This window comes from Caballeronia sp. LZ062 (assembly GCF_031450785.1).
Taxonomy (GTDB): domain Bacteria; phylum Pseudomonadota; class Gammaproteobacteria; order Burkholderiales; family Burkholderiaceae; genus Caballeronia.
In genome coordinates this window covers 2,658,016-2,675,931 of record NZ_JARTWB010000002.1, presented here as the reverse complement: position 1 = coordinate 2,675,931, position 17,916 = coordinate 2,658,016, and the positions used below count along the sequence as shown (strand labels likewise).

Below are 17,916 nucleotides of genomic sequence, written 5' to 3'. Positions count from 1 at the left end.
GCTTCTCCTAATACCAGTGTGGATGGCAGCTTTTTGCCGGGATCGCCGTGCCTGCTGCCGTTTGTTTTGAATTTGTCTTAACCGGGCGCCGCAAGTCTCAACCGATCGTCATCAAATTCGCGTTACCGCCCGCCGCCGCCGTGTTCACGCTGACCGAGCGTTCCGTCAGCAGACGTTCGAGCGCGTAGTCTTCGCCGTCGTGGCCAGCGTCGGCGAACGTGCCCGCCGCGACGCCCTGCACCGACACGATCGGTCCCGGGCGCTTCGCGACTTCCTTCACCAGCGACAGCAGTTCGTCACTGTCGCCTTCGAACAGCACGGCATCGTAACCGGCTGCCGGATCCTTGCTCACCGACGCATGCGCTTTCAGCGCGGGCGGCAGCGATGCCACCAGTTGCTCGCCCGCCGATCCCGCGAAGAGCGCCTTGTTGCCCGTCGCGAGCACCGCGGCGAATTGAGCGCGCGCGCCGCTTACCGTCGATGCCACGCAGAACACCGTGCCCCGCGCGCTCAGCGTGTACGTATTGCGCTCGCCCGTCGGACCGGACAGCACCGCCGTCGCGCCCGCGAGCACATGTTGCAGATAACCGTCGCAACGCGCGGCCGTCTGCGGATCGCGTTCGCCGATGGCCCAGTCGCGCAATGCGGTGAGCGCGGCGGCCGGCGTATCGGCGGACGGCGTTTCATCGACGACCAGCGTGCTCGCAAGCGACTTCGGCAAGCCGGTCGGGCGCTTGGCAAGCAAGCGCTGCAAGTACAGCGCGCCGCCCGCCTTCGGACCCGTACCCGACAAACCTTCGCCGCCGAACGGCTGCACGCCGACCACGGCGCCGATCACGTTGCGGTTCACGTAGATGTTGCCCACGTGCGCGCGCTGAATGACATGCGCGATGGTTTCGTCGATGCGCGTATGGATGCCGAGCGTGAGTCCGTACCCCGTCGAGCGAATTTGGTCGAGGAGTTTATCAAGAGACGCGCGGCGGTAACGCACCACATGCAGGACCGGTCCGAACACTTCGCGCTTCAGCTCGTCGATGCTTTCCAGCTCGATCAGCGTCGGCGGCACGAACGTGCCTTGCGCGCACGCATCGGGCAGCGGCTGCTGCACGACCTTGCGGCCCTTCTCGCGCATCGCCGCGATGTGCGCGTCGATGCTGCGCTTCGCGTCGGCGTCGATCACGGGACCGACATCCACCGACAGGCGATCCGGGTTGCCCACGGCGAGCTGCTTCATCGCGCCGGTCAGCATGTCGAGCGTGCGGTCCGCGACATCGTCCTGCAGACAGAGAACGCGCAGCGCCGAGCAGCGTTGACCGGCCGAATCGAACGAAGACTGCATCACGTCCGCGACGACCTGTTCCGCGAGCGCGGACGAATCGACGATCATCGCGTTCTGGCCGCCGGTTTCCGCGATCAGCGGGATCGGGCGGCCGTCCGAATCGAGGCGCTCAGACAGCGTCTTGTTGATGAGGCGCGCGACTTCCGTCGAGCCGGTGAACATCACGGCGCGCGTGCGTGCATCGGCGACGAGCGCGGCGCCCACGGTTTCGCCATCGCCCGGCAGCAGTTGCACCGCGCCCGCCGGCACGCCGGCTTCGCGCAGAATGCGCACGGCTTGCGCGGCGATCAGCGGCGTCTGCTCGGCAGGCTTCGCGAGCACCGGATTGCCCGCCGCGAGCGCGGCCGCGACCTGACCCATAAAGATGGCCAGCGGGAAATTCCACGGGCTGATGCACACCACCGGACCGAGCGGGCGATGCGTGTCGTTCGAGAACTCCGCGCGAATCTGCGACGCGTAGTAGCGCAGGAAATCGACGGCTTCGCGAATTTCGGCGATCGCATTCGGCAGCGACTTGCCCGCTTCGCGCACGACGAGGCCCATCAGCGTATGCATCTGCGCTTCGAGCAGGTCGGCAGCGCGCGAGAGGCAATCGGCGCGGTCTTCCACGGGCGTCGCCTGCCAGATCGGCGCGGCGGCCACCGCGTTCGCGAGCGCGGCGCTCACCTGTTGCGGCGACGCTTCCACCACGGTGCCGACCACATCGCGATGATCCGCCGGATTGCGGATCTCGCGCGCGACGCCGTTGTGCGGATCGTCGCGTTCGAGCATCGGCACGGCCTGCCACGGATGATTCGCGCTCGCGAGCAGCGCCGACGACAGCGACGCCAGCCGATGCTCGTTCGACAGGTCGAGGCCCATCGAATTGAGGCGCTCGTTGCCGTACAGCTGACGCGGCAGCGGAATCTTCGCGTGCGGCGCACCGAGCGGCGTGATGGCTTGCGCTTCGTCGATAGGATCGCGCACGAGATCCTTCACCGGAACCGATTCGTCCGCGATGCGGTTCACGAACGACGTATTCGCGCCGTTCTCCAGAAGACGCCGCACCAGATACGCGAGCAGCGTTTCGTGCGTGCCGACCGGCGCGTAGACGCGGCACGGACGGTTGAGCTTGTCGCGGCCGGTGACTTCTTCGTACAGCGGCTCGCCCATGCCATGCAGGCACTGGAACTCGTACTGGCCGGGATAGTAGTTCTGTCCCGCGAGGTGATAGATGGCCGAGAGCGTGTAAGCGTTGTGCGTCGCGAATTGCGGATAGACCGCGTCCGGCGCGCCGAGCAGCTTCTTCGCGCAGGCGAGATACGAGATGTCCGTATAAATCTTGCGCGTGTAGACCGGGTAGCCTTCGAGGCCGTCCACTTGCGCGCGCTTGATTTCGGTATCCCAATACGCGCCCTTGACGAGACGAATCATCAAACGATGACGGCTGCGGCGCGCGAGATCCACCAGATAGTCGATGACGAACGGGCAGCGCTTCTGATACGCCTGCACCACGAAGCCGATGCCGTTCCAGCCCGCGAGTTCGGGATCGAAGCACAGCGCTTCGAGCAGATCGAGCGACAGCTCGAGACGGTCGGCTTCCTCGGCGTCGATGTTCAGGCCGATGTCATAGCGGCGCGCGAGTTGCGCCAGCGCGCGCACGCGCGGCAGCAGTTCGCTCATCGTGCGCTCTTGCTGCGAACGCGAGTAACGCGGGTGCAGCGCGGACAGCTTGATCGAAATGCCCGGGCCTTCGTAGATGCCGCGCCCGCCCGCCGCCTTGCCGATCGCGTGAATGGCCTGCTCGTAGGACGCGTAATAGCGCTGCGCGTCTTCTTCCGTCGTCGCGGCTTCGCCGAGCATGTCGTAGGAGTAGCGGAAACCGCGCGCTTCGAACTTGCGGCTGTTCGCGAGCGCTTCGGAGATGGTCTCGCCGGTGACGAACTGCTCGCCCATCAGGCGCATCGCCATGTCGACGCCCTTGCGGATCAGCGGCTCGCCGCCCTTGCCGATCATGCGCGTGAGCGCCGACGAGAGACCTGCTTCGCTATTCGTCGTCACGAGCTTGCCGGTGATCATCAGGCCCCACGTCGCGGCGTTGACGAACAACGACGGCGCCTGGCCCATATGCGAACGCCAGTCGCCCTTGCTGATCTTGTCGCGGATCAGCGCGTCGCGCGTGGCGCGGTCGGGAATGCGCAAGAGCGCCTCGGCGAGACACATCAGCGCGACGCCTTCCTGACTCGAAAGCGAGAATTCGTGAATCAGACCTTCGACGCCGCCGCCCTTGCTCTTCGCTCGCAGCGTCTCGACGAGCTTCGTCGCCAGCTTTTCGGTGTCGGCGGCGACGGTGGCCGGCAGTCGCGCCTGACCGATCAGAAACGGCACGCACTCCGGCTCCGGACGGCGATACGCCGCCGTGATCGCCGCGCGCAGCACGGATTGCGGTTGCACATTCTGCGCGAATTCGAGGAACGGATGCGGCGCGCCGTCTTCGTCGCCTTCGACGGTCGCGGCATCGCTCATTTCCGACGTGCCGTTCACGCCCGACAGTTCCGGCGGAAGTTGGCCGTGCTCGATACGCTCCAGATACGCGAAGATCGCCTGCTTGATGAGCCAGTGCGGGGTGCGTTCGAGCCGCGTGGCGGCGTCTTTCAGCCGGGACCGCAGCAAATCGTCGACTTTGACGCCAAGGGTTGTGCTCGCCATATTTCCTTCGTTTGCCGGTCGTGCCTACCCGGCCAGGGACCTAAAAGTTGGCGAATCGTACCCCGCTGATTTAAAAGGTGCAACCGACATTTTCGAGACGGTTGCACCGCGCTCAATCCCTTACGCGGCAGGCTTTTCCGCCGTTTTGCCTATCTTTGTCCGATGGCGGAAATCGCCTAGTAGTTTCCCTAACTCAAGATTTTTGGGACAACCCCTAAGTAAATGCACCGCCGCTGCCGATATAAAGCGATGCGCGCCGTCCGGCGCTACAAAAGCAGCTACGGGGAACGACAACATGAGCACGTGGATGGTGGTGGTCGGGGTTTGGGCAATGTTCGCGCTTTGCGTGGTGCTGTTCGTGCGGGGCGCGTCGTCGCGTACGCATCATGTCGACGACACGCGCGACGAGGCGACGCCGGTTCGCGCGGGCGCGGAGGCCTCGCGCGCGAAAGTGTGACGAACGGCGGGCTAGGCCGCCGCGATCAGACGTCGAGCGGGTCCACTTCCACGTTCCAGCGCAGCACGCCTTTCAGCGCGCGCAGCACCGGCTGCCACGCCCGCAGCGCCGATTGCAGCGCGGCGCGGGAGCCGCTTTCCAGCAGCAGTTGCGCGCGGTGGACGTTGAACACTTTCACGATGGTCAGCGGCACGGGATCGTAGACGGTCACGCGGTCCGCGCCGGGCAACGGCGCGAACGCGGCGGCGGCTTCTTCGAGGAACGCGATCGCGGCTTCGAGCGTGCGGCCTTCGGCGCGCAGCATCGCCTGATACACGAAGGGCGGCAGGCGCGCGTCGCGTCGCTCGGCAAGCGTGGCGTTCGCGAATCCCACGTAGTCTTGCCGCGATAGCGCGAGATAGAGCGCGTGACGCGGATAGCGCGTTTGAATCAGCACTTCGCCGGGCAGCCCAGCGCGGCCGGCGCGGCCGCTGACCTGTGTCAGCTGCGCGAAGAGCCGCTCGCTCGCGCGGAAGTCGTGCGAGAAAAGCGCCGTGTCCGCGTTCAGCACGCCGACGAGCGTCACGCGCCGGAAATCGTGTCCTTTCGCGATCATCTGCGTGCCGACGAGAATATCGACCTCGCCCGCGTGGACGTCCGAAAACAGCGCCTGCGCGCTGCCCTTGCGGCGCGTGCTGTCGGCGTCGATACGCAGCACCCGCGCGCCCGGCACCACGCTCGCGAGCGTCTCCTCGACGCGCTGCGTGCCACGGCCCATCGGCGCGATATCGACATTGCCGCAATCCGGGCACGACTTCGGAATGCGCGATTCCCAGCCGCAGTGGTGACACCGCAGCGCGCGTTCGGGCTTATGCAGCACCGCATATGCGCTGCAACGCGGGCAGCCCGCGACCCAGCCGCAGGCGTCGCAGGAGAGGATCGGCGCGTAGCCGCGTCGATTCAAGAACACGAGACTTTGCTCGCCGCGCTCCAGCCGCGATTTCAACGCCGCGATGAGCGGCCCCGACAGCCCTTCGACCGACGCCCGGCCGCGCCGGTGCTCTTCCTCCAGATCGATCAATCGCACTGTCGGCAGCACCGCGTCGGCCACGGCGCGCCGTGTCAGCGTGAGGCGCGTGTAGCGGCCCTGCTCTGCCTGCCACCAGGTCTCGAGCGACGGCGTCGCCGAACCGAGCACGACGGGAATCTCGAGCTGCTTCGCGCGATATACCGCCAGATCGCGCGCCGAATAGCGCAAGCCTTCCTGCTGCTTGTAGGCGGGATCGTGTTCCTCGTCGACGACGATGATCGCGAGGCCGGGCATCGACGCGAGGATGGCGAGACGCGTGCCGAGGACGATGCGCGCGCTGCCCCTGTGCGCCGCAAGCCAGTTGCGCGCGCGCTCGCCTTCGGCCAGCCCGCTGTGCATCGTGACGATGGAATCCGGCGCGAGCGCGGCGAACCGCTGACGGAACGCGGCCTCGAACTGCGGCGTGAGATTGATTTCCGGGACGAGGACGAGCGCTTGTGCGTCCGGCTGCGCCGCGAGCAGCGCCGCCAGCGCGTGAAGATAGACCTCGGTCTTGCCGCTGCCGGTGACGCCGTGCAGCAGGAACGGCGCAAAACTCTGCGCGCCCGCGATGGCATCGACGGCGTAGCGTTGCTCTTCGGTGAGTTGGGGAAGCGGCGCCGTGCCGGTCGGCGACGGCGGCGCGTCGGACAGCGTGCGTTCGTCGCCTGGCGTCGCGCGCTCGATCCAGCCGCGCGCGAGCCAGTCTTCGAACGTAGCCGAAGCCTTCGGATGCAGCGCGCGGGCGTCGGACAGGCTCAACAATTCCTGCGCCGCGAGCGCTTCGACCAGACGGCGCAGCGCGTGGGCGCGCGCGGGGAGCGCGTCTGGAAGGGCGTCGCGGCCAGCCGGCAGAAGCCGGAAACGCTCGTCGACGGCAAGCAGCCTGTCCCAGCGCGACGCATCGCGCAGGGCTTGCGGAAGAGCCGGCAGCGCGACTTCGCCAAGACCGCGCTGATAGTAATCCGCCGCGAAATGCGCGAGCGCGATCCATTGCGCGGATAGCGGCGGACATTCGCGGCAGATGCGCGTCACGTCGCGCAGTTTGTTCGGCGGCACGTCCGTGGTCGAGGTGACTTCGCAGATCAGCCCGACGACATCGCGCCTGCCGAACGGTACTTCCACGAGCGCGCCGACCAGCGGTTCGCTCGGCAGCGCGTAGCGATAGTCGAACAGCACAGGCATGGGTTGGTCGACGGCGACGCGCACGAACACGTCCGTCATTGTGCAAAGCGCCTGTGGAAGCCCGCGATTCGGGCGCGCCACGGCAGTGCAAGCCCTTTGCGGCGACAGTTAAAGTAAAACGTCAAAGTCGCCGATAAGTTGCCGATTATTTTTAGTTTTCCGCCGCTTTCCACAGCCCTGTGGATAACTTTGTTGAGAAGTCGGGCGCGGGCCGCCGCAAACAATGTCACGGATCGCTTATGTGCGTTTGCCCACATATCGGACAAGACTCTTTTAAGTTGTTTAGAATCAGCGACTTACGTCAAGAATAGCCACGCTTTATGGGCTATGTGCGTCGATATGTCTGATGGCGCGATGCAACGAACAAAATGTGCATAAGTCGTCTTGACATCTCGGAGCGCCGCAAAGGGCGGGCGATTCGCCTAACCCGCTCGACCAACGCAGACGGGCGCCGTGCAACGTCTGGTGCACTGCAACATGGCGAGCTAGCGGCGGAAGGCCGACGCGCGCATGGCGCGGCTGTGCCGGTGAACCTCGTCCACCAGTTCTGCAACGTGCTCCGGCGGCGTGAATTGCGAGATGCCGTGCCCGAGATTGAACACGTGGCCCGGAAAATTCCCGAAGCTGTCTAGAACGCCGCGCGCTTCTGCACGAATCGCTTCGGGCGGGGCGAAAAGCACGCTCGGATCGATGTTCCCTTGCAGCGCGACGCGCCCTCTCACGCGCTCGCGCGCCGCGCCAAGGTTCACCGTCCAGTCGAGACCGACGGCATCGACACCCGTCGCAGCAATCTCTTCGAGCCACAGCCCGCCGCCCTTCGTGAACGTGATGACCGGCACGCGCGCCCCGTCGTGTTCGCGCTTGAGGCCTGCGACCACCTTCGCGATGTAGTCGAGCGAGAAGCGTTGATACGCGCCGTCGGCGAGCGCCCCGCCCCAGGTATCGAAAATCATCACGGCCTGCGCGCCCGCCTCGATCTGCGCATTGAGGTACGCCGTGACGGCTTGCGCGTTGACGTCAAGGATGCGATGCATCAGGTCGGGCCGCGCATACGCCATCGCCTTCACCGTCCGATGATCGTCCGAGCCGCCGCCTTCGACCATATAGCACGCGAGCGTCCACGGGCTGCCGGAAAAGCCGATGAGCGGCACCTTCTGGCGGCCTTGCGCGTCGGTAAGCGCGCGGCGGATCTGACTCACGGCGTCGGTCACGTAGCGCAGCGTGCTGTCGATGTCCGGCACCGCAAGACGCTTCACGTCGTCTTCCGTGCGCACGGTGCGCTCGAAACGCGGACCTTCGCCCTGCACGAAGTTCAGGCCGAGGCCCATGGCGTCGGGCACCGTGAGGATGTCGGAAAAGAGAATGGCGGCGTCGAGCGGATAGCGTTCGAGCGGTTGCAGCGTGACTTCGGTGGCGAAATTCGGGTTCTTCGCGAGGCCGAGGAAACTGCCGGCGCGCGCACGCGTCGCGTTGTATTCGGGCAGATAACGACCAGCCTGACGCATCAGCCAGATCGGGGTGTATTCGGTCGGCTGGCGCAGCAGCGCACGCAGAAAGGTGTCGTTGAGAAGGGTGTGTGCCACGTCGCTCGGTGCCGAAGCCTGAAGAATCGTCCATTCTACCGGACCGGCTGCCCGTTTTCGCGGCAGCGCGGCGGCAAATGGGCGCGCGTCGCGGCCTTTTCGAGATGATTCTCAGACGCGCGCACGCTCGTTATCATCGATGGCCGCCGGCGTCGTCGCGGCCCATCACAACTAGAACCAGGAGCATCGATGAAACGCGTGTCCTTCCGTCTCGCCGCCTGCGCGCTCGCGTGGCCGCTTGTCACTTTCGGTGTCAATTCCGGTGTCGCTTACGGTCAGACGGTGCAGGGCGGCAGCGTCGTGCAAGCGCCCGCGCCAGCCTCGCGGCTCGACGAGATTCTCGCGCGGCACACGCTACGCGTCTGCACGACCGGCGACTACAAGCCGTATTCGTTCTTGCGGCCGGACGGTCAGTTCGAGGGCATCGACATCGATCTCGCCGACAATCTGGCGAAGTCGCTCGGCGCGAAGCCGGAGTACGTGAAGACGTCGTGGTCGAACCTGATGAACGACTTCATCGCAAAATGCGATATCGCGGTGGGCGGCGTCTCGACGACGCTCGACCGGCAAAAGCGCGCGTTCTTCACCGCGCCGTACATGGAAGACGGCAAGACGCCGATCGTGCGCTGCGCCGACGTCGACAAGTACCAGACCGTCGCGCAGATCGATCAGCCGACCGTGCGGACTATCGTCAATCCCGGCGGCACCAACGAACGTTTCGCGAAGCAGTTCTTCGCGCACTCGCAGCTGATCGAGTATCCCGACAACGTGACGATCTTCAAGCAAATACTCGACGGTCGCGCCGATGTCATGGTCACGGATGCGTCGGAGACGCTGCTACAGCAGAAGCTGAATCCCGGCCTTTGCTCGGTGCATCCCGACAAGCCGTTCCAGTTCGGCGAGAAGGCGTATCTGCTGCCGCGCGGGGACGTCGCGTGGCAGCAGTATGTCGATCAGTGGCTGCATCTCGCGCGATCGACCGGCGAGTTTCAGGCGGTGGTCGACAAGTGGCTGAAGTGACGCGTCAGCGTTCCGCGCGCAGCAGTTCGCCCGCGCGCGCGCCGATGCGGCGCAACCAGTTGAGCGCCGCCTCCGACTGCGCGTGCAGGCGGCCGAAGCCGTGCGTCATGTTGTTCGCGTCGATCATCTCCGTCCGGCCGCCGTTGGCTTCGAGGAAGCGCTGGAGTTCGAAGGCGTCGTCGTAAAGCGGGTCGTAGGCCGCCGCGACGATCAATGCACGCGCCGGCGTGCGCTCGTAGGGTTCGGCGAGCGGGAACGCGCGGACGTCGTGCTCGTCCGGCGCCGTTCCTGAGAGAAACTGCGTCCAATACCAGCGCATTTCGTCATTGGTGAGACCGGGGCCGTTGGCATTGGCAAGGCAACTCGCACTCTCGAATTGCCGGCGCATCACCGGGTACAACAGCAGTTGCAGATTGACGAGGCCGGCGACACGCTGATTCGCCCCACGCGCCGCGACGACCGCCAGATGTGCGCCCGCACTGTCGCCGCCGACGCCCAGCCGATCGGTTGCAAAGCCGAGCCGCGACCGGTGTTCCGCGAACCAGAGCAGCGCGTCGAGGGCGTCGTCGCAGGGAGCCGGAAACGGATGCTCGGGCGCCAGCCGGTAATCGACGCTCGCGATTGCACATTGGGCGTCACGCGCCATCTGGGCGACGAGGCCGTCGTGCGTCTCGATATCACCGACCACCCAGCCGCCGCCGTGAAAGTAGACGAGCAAAGGCAGCGGTCCGCTGGCCGTCTCTGGTCGGTAGATGCGCGCGGCGAGGGTTCGATTTTGTAAAGAAACGTCAATGTCCTCGACGGCGACGTCGGCGGCGCGCTCGCGCGCGTATGCCCGAGCGACCGCTTTGAACCGCTCACGGACGGCGCGCGCGTCGGCAGCGGACCCGAGCGCCGGGAACGCTTCCGCGACGGCGCGGTAATACTGAAGCAAAGCAGCATCGATGGTCATGCATGTCTCCTATAAAGTGTTTTAAGTATGCACTGAGCTTTGAAACTGCGAGGAAAAATCGATTTCATTCGTCCAGGCGTACTATTTTTCGGACGAAACATGCTTATGAGCGTCGCGGTTTAAATCGCATTCTGCACCGGCCGGTTGAAAAACGAATGAATGACGTGGATATTCCGCAATAATTGGGCACTTGCGGCGCATTTTGCGGGAGAATGTTTAGCGTGAAAGGATGAGCGATGGGTTACAACCTGAAACACTTTGTTACGGCCATCGTCAATCAATTCGCCCACAATCTGTTCAAACGGTTTCAACACGGGTGGTTTCGATTGCGTTGAGAAGTTGCAACGTATGTCGATGGTCGGAATAGATCGAAGCTCTGTTACAGGGGCATCCGTGTTGGGATCGTTGTTCGATTGAGCAAGCGAAATCGAACCATCCCACAGTTGGTCTCCTCGCGCTAACCCCGTAGCGTGTGGTTTTTAGCGGGCTCCAGGCCCGCTTTTTTTTCGTCTCGACAAACGTTTGCGTGACGGTTCGGACCGAGCGTTTGTCGTATTGTTTCGGCGTATGGTTGCCCATGACAGAAGGGAGCGCGGCGCGCTCCCTTTGTCTTTGGTTCTCCGTCCAGCGCCGAGGCTCAGGCGGTCTTCGCTTCGGCCAGCTTCAGTTCGTCGACCATTCGCGCGCGCATGATGAACTTCTGCACCTTGCCGGTCACGGTCATTGGCAACTCGTCAACGAAGCGGATATAGCGCGGAATCTTGTAGTGCGCAATCTGCCCTTCGCAAAACGAACGGATTTCCTCCTCGGTCGCCTGCTCGCCGGGACGCACGACGATCCACGCGCACACTTCTTCTCCGTATTTCGGGTCCGGGACGCCGAAAATCTGTACTGATTGGACTTTCGGATGGCGGAACAGAAACTCCTCGATCTCGCGCGGATAGATATTCTCGCCGCCACGAATCAGCATGTCCTTCAATCGCCCGACGATATTGCAATAACCTTCGGCGTCGAGTGTCGCGAGATCACCGGTATGCATCCAGCCATCGACTATCGCCTCGCGCGTCTTCGCCTCTTCGCCCCAATAGCCCTTCATTACCGAATACCCACGCGTACAAAGTTCGCCCGTCTCCCCGACAGGCACGATGTTGCCCAACGGATCGACGATTTTCACCTCCAGATGCGGCTGAATGCGGCCAACCGTAGACGTGCGCTTGTCGAGCGGATCCGTCGTCGAACTTTGGAACGAGACGGGGCTCGTTTCGGTCATGCCGTACGCGATCGTGATCTCGCTCAAGTGCATCTTGGACACGACGCGCTTCATCGTCTCGATCGGGCACGGTGAACCCGCCATGATGCCCGTGCGCAGGCGGCTCAGGTCGTATTGCGCGAAATTCGGGTGATCCAGTTCGGCGATGAACATGGTCGGCACGCCGTGCAGCGCGGTGCAGCGTTCCTCGTGAACGGCGGCGAGCGTCGCGGCGGGATCGAACGCTTCGCCCGGAAAGATCATCGCCGCACCCGTGGATACGCACGCGAGCACGGCGAGCACCATGCCGAAGCAGTGATACAGCGGCACGGGAATGCAAAGCGAGTCCGCCTCGGTGAGGCGCATGGCCATCGCGATATATCGCGCGTTGTTGACGATGTTCCGATGCGTGAGTGTCGCGCCCTTCGGATTGCCGGTCGTGCCGCTCGTGAACTGGATGTTGATCGCGTCGTCCGCATCGAAGTTCGCTTCCAGCGCGTCGAGTCGGGCGGTGTCGAGCGCGGCGCGGCCCCGGCGCATGACGTCGTCGAAATTCAGCATGCCGGGCGTGGTGCGCTCGCCCATTCGGATCACCGTGCGCAACGCGGGCAGCTTTTCGGCGTGCAGGTCGTTCGGCTCCGCCTCGGCCAGTTCAGGCGCGAGTGCCTGCAGCATGTCCAGATATTTCGACGTCTTGAACTGCTCCGCCGCGATGATCGCCGTGCAGCCGACCTTCTGCAGCGCGTATTCGAGTTCGGCGAGCCGATACGCCGGGTTGATGTTCACCAGCACGGCACCGATGCGCGCTGTCGCGAATTGCGTCAGCAGCCATTCCGCGCGATTCGGCGACCAGATGCCCACGCGATCCCCGCCCTTCAGGCCGAGTTGCAGCAGCGCGGTCGCGAGCGCGTCGACTTCATTGGCGAATTCGCGCCACGTCCAGCGGATGTTCCGCTCGCGGAACACGACGGCTGGCCGTTCCGGAAAGCGTCCGACCGTCTGCATAAGAAAGCGCGAGACAGTGGCGTCGCTAAGTGGGATGTCCGTCGCGCCGCGGACATACGAAAGGCCGTCGCGAGGTTCGATTTGCGCGTCGGCGTGCGTCGGTTCGTTTGCCATCGATGGTCTCCGCCGGATGAAGGCTAATTGGAAGGCCATTGTGCATGGCGACGCGGCCTGCGGGCATTCAGTGTTACCCGCAATGCTTGTCGGTGGAATCGAGCGGGACTTCGCGAAATCAATGCGTTAGGCGCATAGGCGAACCGTCGCCCGTCCGTTATGCAGTTTTGCCGAGGTTTGCTCGCATAAAAAAAGCAGCCCGGAGGCTGCTTTCTTGACCCGCGAATGTGCGTCTCGCTCAGTGCTTTGCGTGCGCCTTGCGCAGACGCTGGATTGCTGCGAGCTGCGCCGCCGCGTAGGCCAGTTCGGCTTGAGCAGTGGCGTATTCGAGTTCGGATGCGTTGTTTTGCATCGCTTCCTCGGCGCGCTTTTTCGCTTGCTCGGCCTTGGCTTCGTCCAGGTCAGCGCCGCGGATTGCGGTGTCGGCCAGAACGGTAACGATGCCCGGCTGAATTTCCAGAATCCCGCCTGCGACGAACACGAACTCTTCCGAGCCGTCTTCCGCCTCGATGCGCACCGCGCCCGGACGAATGCGCGTGATGAGCGGCGTGTGACCCGGCAGAATGCCGAGCTCACCGGATTCGCCCGGCAGCGCGACGAACTTCGCCTGGCCGGAGAAGATCTGCTCTTCGGCGCTGACGACGTCTACTTTGATGGTTGCCATGTTGTCCAACTCCTGGGTTGAGCGCAGTTCGAGGACGCCGGCTTTCACCGGCGTCCGCTTCGTTACACCCGACCTTTACTGGATCTTCTTGGCCTTTTCGAAGGCTTCGTCGATCGTGCCAACCATGTAGAACGCCTGCTCCGGCAGATGATCGCACTCGCCATCGACGATCATCTTGAAGCCGCGAATGGTTTCCTTCAGCGGCACGTACTTGCCCGGCGAACCCGTGAACACTTCCGCGACGTGGAACGGCTGCGACAGGAAACGCTGGATCTTACGAGCGCGCGCGACCGACAGCTTGTCTTCCGGCGACAGTTCGTCCATGCCCAGAATCGCGATAATGTCGCGCAGTTCCTTGTAGCGCTGCAGCGTTTGCTGCACGCCGCGCGTGATCGAGTAATGCTCTTCGCCGATCACGTTCGGGTCGATCTGACGCGAGGTCGAATCGAGCGGGTCCACTGCCGGGTAGATGCCGAGCGAAGCGATATCACGCGACAACACGACGGTTGCGTCCAGGTGGCCGAAGGTCGTGGCCGGCGACGGGTCGGTCAAGTCGTCCGCAGGGACGTACACGGCCTGAACCGACGTAATGGAGCCGGTCTTGGTCGACGTGATGCGCTCTTGCAGCTTGCCCATTTCTTCAGCCAGCGTCGGCTGATAACCCACTGCCGACGGCATACGGCCCAGCAGTGCGGACACTTCCGTGCCTGCCAGCGTGAAACGGTAGATGTTGTCCACGAAGAACAGCACGTCGAGGCCTTCGTCACGGAAGTGCTCGGCCATCGTCAGACCGGTCAGCGCGACGCGCAGACGGTTGCCCGGCGGCTCGTTCATCTGGCCGTACACCAGCGCGACCTTGTCCAGAACGTTCGAGTCCTTCATTTCGTGATAGAAGTCGTTCCCTTCACGGGTACGCTCGCCAACACCCGCGAACACGGAGTAACCGCCGTGTTCCTTCGCGATGTTGTTGATGAGTTCCATCATGTTCACGGTCTTGCCCACGCCTGCACCGCCGAACAGACCAACCTTACCGCCCTTCGCGAACGGGCAGATCAGGTCGATAACCTTGATGCCGGTTTCGAGCAGTTCGGTCGACGGCGACAGCTCGTCGAACGAAGGCGCTTGCTGGTGGATCGAACGCACATTCGTCGATTCGATCGGGCCCGCTTCGTCGATCGGACGGCCAAGCACGTCCATGATGCGGCCAAGCGTCGGCTTACCGACCGGCACGCTGATCGGCTTGCCGGTGTTCTTGACCATCGTGCCGCGGCGCAGGCCGTCGGATGCACCCAGACAGATGGTGCGGACCACGCCGTCACCCAGCTGCTGCTGGACTTCGAGCGTCAGTTCCGTGCCTTCAAGAATGAGCGCGTCGTAAATCTTCGGCATTTCCGCACGCGGAAACTCCACGTCGATAACGGCGCCGATGCACTGTACGATCTTGCCTTCTACCAAAGCAGTAGTACTCATCGCATTTCCTTTAGATACTGTGTTCTTTCACGCGGTCAGCAAAATCAGACCGCCGCGGCGCCGCCGACGATTTCCGACAATTCTTTCGTAATCGCAGCCTGACGGCTCTTGTTGTAGACGAGCTGCAGTTCGTTGATCACTTGTTTCGCGTTGTCCGACGCCGCCTTCATCGCGACCATGCGCGCTGATTGCTCCGACGCCATGTTCTCCGCGACCGCCTGATAGACGAGCGCCTCGACGTAGCGCACGAGCAGGTCGTCCACCACGGTTTGCGCGTCCGGCTCGTAGATGTAATCCCACGACGTCTTCGGCGTTTCGGCGTCGCTCTCCTGCTTATGGAGATCGTCGATCGACAGCGGCAGAAGTTGCTCGATCACCGGCTCCTGCTTCATCGTGTTGACGAAGCGGGTGTACGCCAGGTACACCGCGTTGACCTTGCCTTCCGAGTACAAGTCGAGCTGCACCTTGATCGCGCCGATCAGCTTTTCCAGATGCGGCGTGTCGCCCAGTTGCGTGACTTGCGAAACAACGCGAGCGCGCAGCCGGTTCAGAAAGCCGAGCCCCTTGCCGCCGATGGCCGAGGCCTCGATGGACACGCCGCTCTGATCCAGTTCCTTGATGCGATTCAGCGACGCACGCAGGATGTTCGTGTTCATGCCGCCGCACAGACCCTTGTCGGTCGTGACGAGGATCAGGCCAGCCGCTTTCGCGCCGTCGTTCTTCACCATGAACGGGTGACGATACTCGGGGTTCGCAGCGCTCATGTGCGCAGCGATTGCGCGGACGCGGTCGGCGTACGGACGGGCGGAACGCATGCGCTCCTGGGCGCGGCGCATCTTCGATGCGGCAACCATTTCCATCGCTTTCGTGATCTTGCGCGTGTTCTGCACGCTCTTGATCTTGCCGCGAATTTCCTTCATTCCAGCCATTGCTTACTCCTTGATCGAAGCCGCGCGGCGTTCATCGACGATGCGCCGCGCGTTGCTCCTCAGTCCCGATCAATAAGCGCCCGACTTCTTGAAGTCCTTCAGCGCGGCATGCAGTGCGCCTTCGTCGTCCTTCGACAAGTCTTTGTTGTCTTCGATGCGCTTAATCAGATCGGCATGGCTCGTCTTCAGGTATTCGCGCAGGCCCTTTTCGAACGGCAGCACTTGCGCAACTTCCAGATCGTCGAGATAGCCGTTGTTGGCCGCGAACAGCGACACCGACAGTTCCCACACTTGCAGCGGCTGATACTGCGGCTGCTTCAGCAGTTCCGTCACGCGGCGGCCGCGCTCCAGCTGCTTGCGGGTAGCTTCGTCGAGGTCCGAGGCGAACTGCGCGAACGCGGCGAGTTCACGATACTGCGCGAGGTCGGTACGGATACCGCCCGACAGCTTTTTCACGACCTTGGTCTGAGCCGCACCACCGACGCGCGACACCGACACGCCCGCGTTGATCGCGGGGCGGATACCGGCGTTGAACAGGTCGGTTTCCAGGAAGATCTGGCCGTCGGTAATCGAGATCACGTTCGTCGGAACGAACGCGGTCACGTCGCCGGCTTGCGTTTCGATGACCGGCAGCGCCGTCAGCGAACCGCTCTTGCCCTTCACTTCGCCGTTGGTGAACTTCTCGACGTACTCTTCCGAGACGCGAGCCGCGCGCTCGAGCAGACGCGAGTGCAGGTAGAACACGTCACCCGGATACGCTTCGCGGCCCGGCGGACGGCGCAGCAGCAGCGAAATCTGGCGATACGCCCATGCTTGCTTGGTCAAGTCGTCATAGACGATCAGCGCGTCTTCGCCGCGATCGCGGAAGTATTCGCCCATCGTGCAGCCGGCGTACGGCGCGAGGTATTGCATCGCGGCCGATTCCGAAGCCGAAGCCGCGACGACGATGGTGTAAGCCATCGCGCCGGTCTCTTCGAGCTTTCGCACCACGTTCATGATCGACGATGCCTTCTGGCCGATCGCGACGTAGATACAGATGAGGTTCTTGCCCTTCTGGTTGATAATCGCGTCGACAGCCACGGCGCTCTTGCCGCACTGACGGTCGCCGATGATCAGCTCGCGCTGGCCGCGGCCGATCGGCACCATCGCGTCGATCGACTTCAGACCCGTCTGCACCGGCTGCGACACAGACTTGCGCCAAATCACGCCCGGCGCGATCTTTTCGATAGCGTCGGTCATCTTGGCGTTGATCGGTCCCTTGCCGTCGATCGGGTTGCCGAGCGCATCGACCACGCGGCCGATCAGTTCCGGGCCGACCGGCACTTCGAGAATGCGGCCCGTCGTCTTGACGATGTCGCCTTCCGTGATGTGCTCGTACTCGCCCAGAATAACGGCGCCGACGGAGTCACGTTCGAGGTTCAGTGCAAGACCGATGGTGTTGCCCGGAAACTCGAGCATTTCGCCCTGCATCACGTCCGACAGGCCGTGGATACGCACGATACCGTCGGTCACGGAGATCACGGTGCCCTGGTTGCGAACGTCCGCGCTCGCTTCAAGGCCCTGGATCCGGCTCTTGATCAGCTCGCTGATCTCAGAGGGATTGAGTTGCATTATTCGCTCCTGATAGTCAATTCTGTTGCGTGCCAGCTAAGGCGCTTCCAAGAAGCGTCAGGCGGTGAGCGCCGTCTGCATGCTGGCTAGGCGCGCGCGGACCGAGGTATCGAGCACTTCGTCGCCGACCGTCACGCGAACGCCGCCGATCAGCGACTGATCGATTTCGACGATCGGTTTCAGCTTGCGCTCGAACTTGCGTTCGAGGCTTGCGACCAGGTCGTTCAACTGTGCGCCTTCGAGCGGGAACGCGCTGACGATATGCGCGTCGGCCGCACCTTCACGGGCGTTCTTCAGCTCGTCGAACTGGACGGCGATTTCCGGCAGCAGCGGCAGACGATGGTTGTCCACCAGCATGCGCACGAAGTTCTTTGCCTGAGCGTTGCCCTGAGCGAGCGGCGACTTCACCGCGGCGAGCAGCAAGTCGGTGATCTGCTCGCGGCTCACTTTCGGGCTCGAGGCGACCGATTCCACTTCGGGCAGACGCGCAACCTGTGCCAGCTCCTCGACGAAGGTGGACCAGCCCGCGAGATCGCCGGTTTCGGCCACGCGGAACAGCGCTTCTGCGTAAGGACGAGCGATGGTTGCAAATTCGGCCATGA

Annotated in this window: 12 protein-coding genes; 2 read left to right on the top strand and 10 right to left on the bottom strand. The window is 63.5% G+C overall.

Annotated elements, in window-relative coordinates; translation table 11 throughout:
* Positions 1–97 precede the first annotated feature (97 nt).
* Positions 98–4,027, bottom strand: a complete 3,930-nt coding sequence (gene putA / locus P9239_RS18535; protein WP_309753461.1) for a trifunctional transcriptional regulator/proline dehydrogenase/L-glutamate gamma-semialdehyde dehydrogenase — start codon at positions 4,025–4,027, stop codon at positions 98–100.
* 295 nt (positions 4,028–4,322) lie between these two features.
* Between putA and P9239_RS18530 the strand changes: the two genes are divergently transcribed.
* Positions 4,323–4,484, top strand: coding sequence for a hypothetical protein (locus tag P9239_RS18530; protein WP_309753459.1), 162 nt, complete (start codon positions 4,323–4,325; stop codon positions 4,482–4,484).
* Positions 4,485–4,509: 25 nt separating this feature from the next.
* On the opposite strand, the gene P9239_RS18525 is transcribed toward P9239_RS18530, so the two are convergent.
* Positions 4,510–6,756, bottom strand: a complete 2,247-nt coding sequence (locus P9239_RS18525) for a primosomal protein N' (RefSeq protein ID WP_309753457.1) — start codon at positions 6,754–6,756, stop codon at positions 4,510–4,512.
* 446 nt (positions 6,757–7,202) lie between these two features.
* A complete protein-coding gene (gene hemE, locus P9239_RS18520) occupies positions 7,203–8,300 on the bottom strand; it encodes a uroporphyrinogen decarboxylase (protein WP_309753455.1) in 1,098 nt (365 codons plus the stop codon).
* Between the two features lie 189 nt (positions 8,301–8,489).
* Between hemE and P9239_RS18515 the strand changes: the two genes are divergently transcribed.
* Positions 8,490–9,320 (top strand): transporter substrate-binding domain-containing protein, encoded by an 831-nt coding sequence (locus P9239_RS18515; RefSeq protein WP_309753453.1) that lies wholly within the window; start codon positions 8,490–8,492, stop codon positions 9,318–9,320.
* Between the two features lie 4 nt (positions 9,321–9,324).
* On the opposite strand, the gene P9239_RS18510 is transcribed toward P9239_RS18515, so the two are convergent.
* The 7 genes from P9239_RS18510 to P9239_RS18480 all read right to left on the bottom strand — a co-directional run bounded on the left by P9239_RS18510 (position 9,325) and on the right by P9239_RS18480 (position 17,914).
* Positions 9,325–10,272, bottom strand: a complete 948-nt coding sequence (locus tag P9239_RS18510) for an alpha/beta hydrolase (protein ID WP_309753451.1) — start codon at positions 10,270–10,272, stop codon at positions 9,325–9,327.
* A 637-nt stretch (positions 10,273–10,909) separates the two neighbouring features.
* Positions 10,910–12,640 carry an AMP-binding protein gene (locus P9239_RS18505; RefSeq protein WP_309753449.1) on the bottom strand — a complete coding sequence of 577 codons (1,731 nt, stop codon included), beginning with the start codon at positions 12,638–12,640 and terminating at the stop codon, positions 10,910–10,912.
* Between the two features lie 238 nt (positions 12,641–12,878).
* Positions 12,879–13,304, bottom strand: a complete 426-nt coding sequence (locus P9239_RS18500; RefSeq protein ID WP_175938650.1) for a F0F1 ATP synthase subunit epsilon — start codon at positions 13,302–13,304, stop codon at positions 12,879–12,881.
* 75 nt (positions 13,305–13,379) lie between these two features.
* Positions 13,380–14,774, bottom strand: coding sequence for a F0F1 ATP synthase subunit beta (gene atpD, locus P9239_RS18495; protein ID WP_309753447.1), 1,395 nt, complete (start codon positions 14,772–14,774; stop codon positions 13,380–13,382).
* Between the two features lie 44 nt (positions 14,775–14,818).
* Positions 14,819–15,703 (bottom strand): F0F1 ATP synthase subunit gamma, encoded by an 885-nt coding sequence (gene atpG / locus P9239_RS18490; RefSeq protein WP_309753445.1) that lies wholly within the window; start codon positions 15,701–15,703, stop codon positions 14,819–14,821.
* Between the two features lie 69 nt (positions 15,704–15,772).
* Positions 15,773–17,314 carry a F0F1 ATP synthase subunit alpha gene (atpA, locus tag P9239_RS18485; protein WP_175938658.1) on the bottom strand — a complete coding sequence of 514 codons (1,542 nt, stop codon included), beginning with the start codon at positions 17,312–17,314 and terminating at the stop codon, positions 15,773–15,775.
* 57 nt (positions 17,315–17,371) lie between these two features.
* Positions 17,372–17,914: a F0F1 ATP synthase subunit delta gene (locus P9239_RS18480; protein ID WP_175938660.1), complete on the bottom strand. Its 543-nt coding sequence runs from the start codon at positions 17,912–17,914 to the stop codon at positions 17,372–17,374.
* Positions 17,915–17,916: the final 2 nt, after the last annotated feature.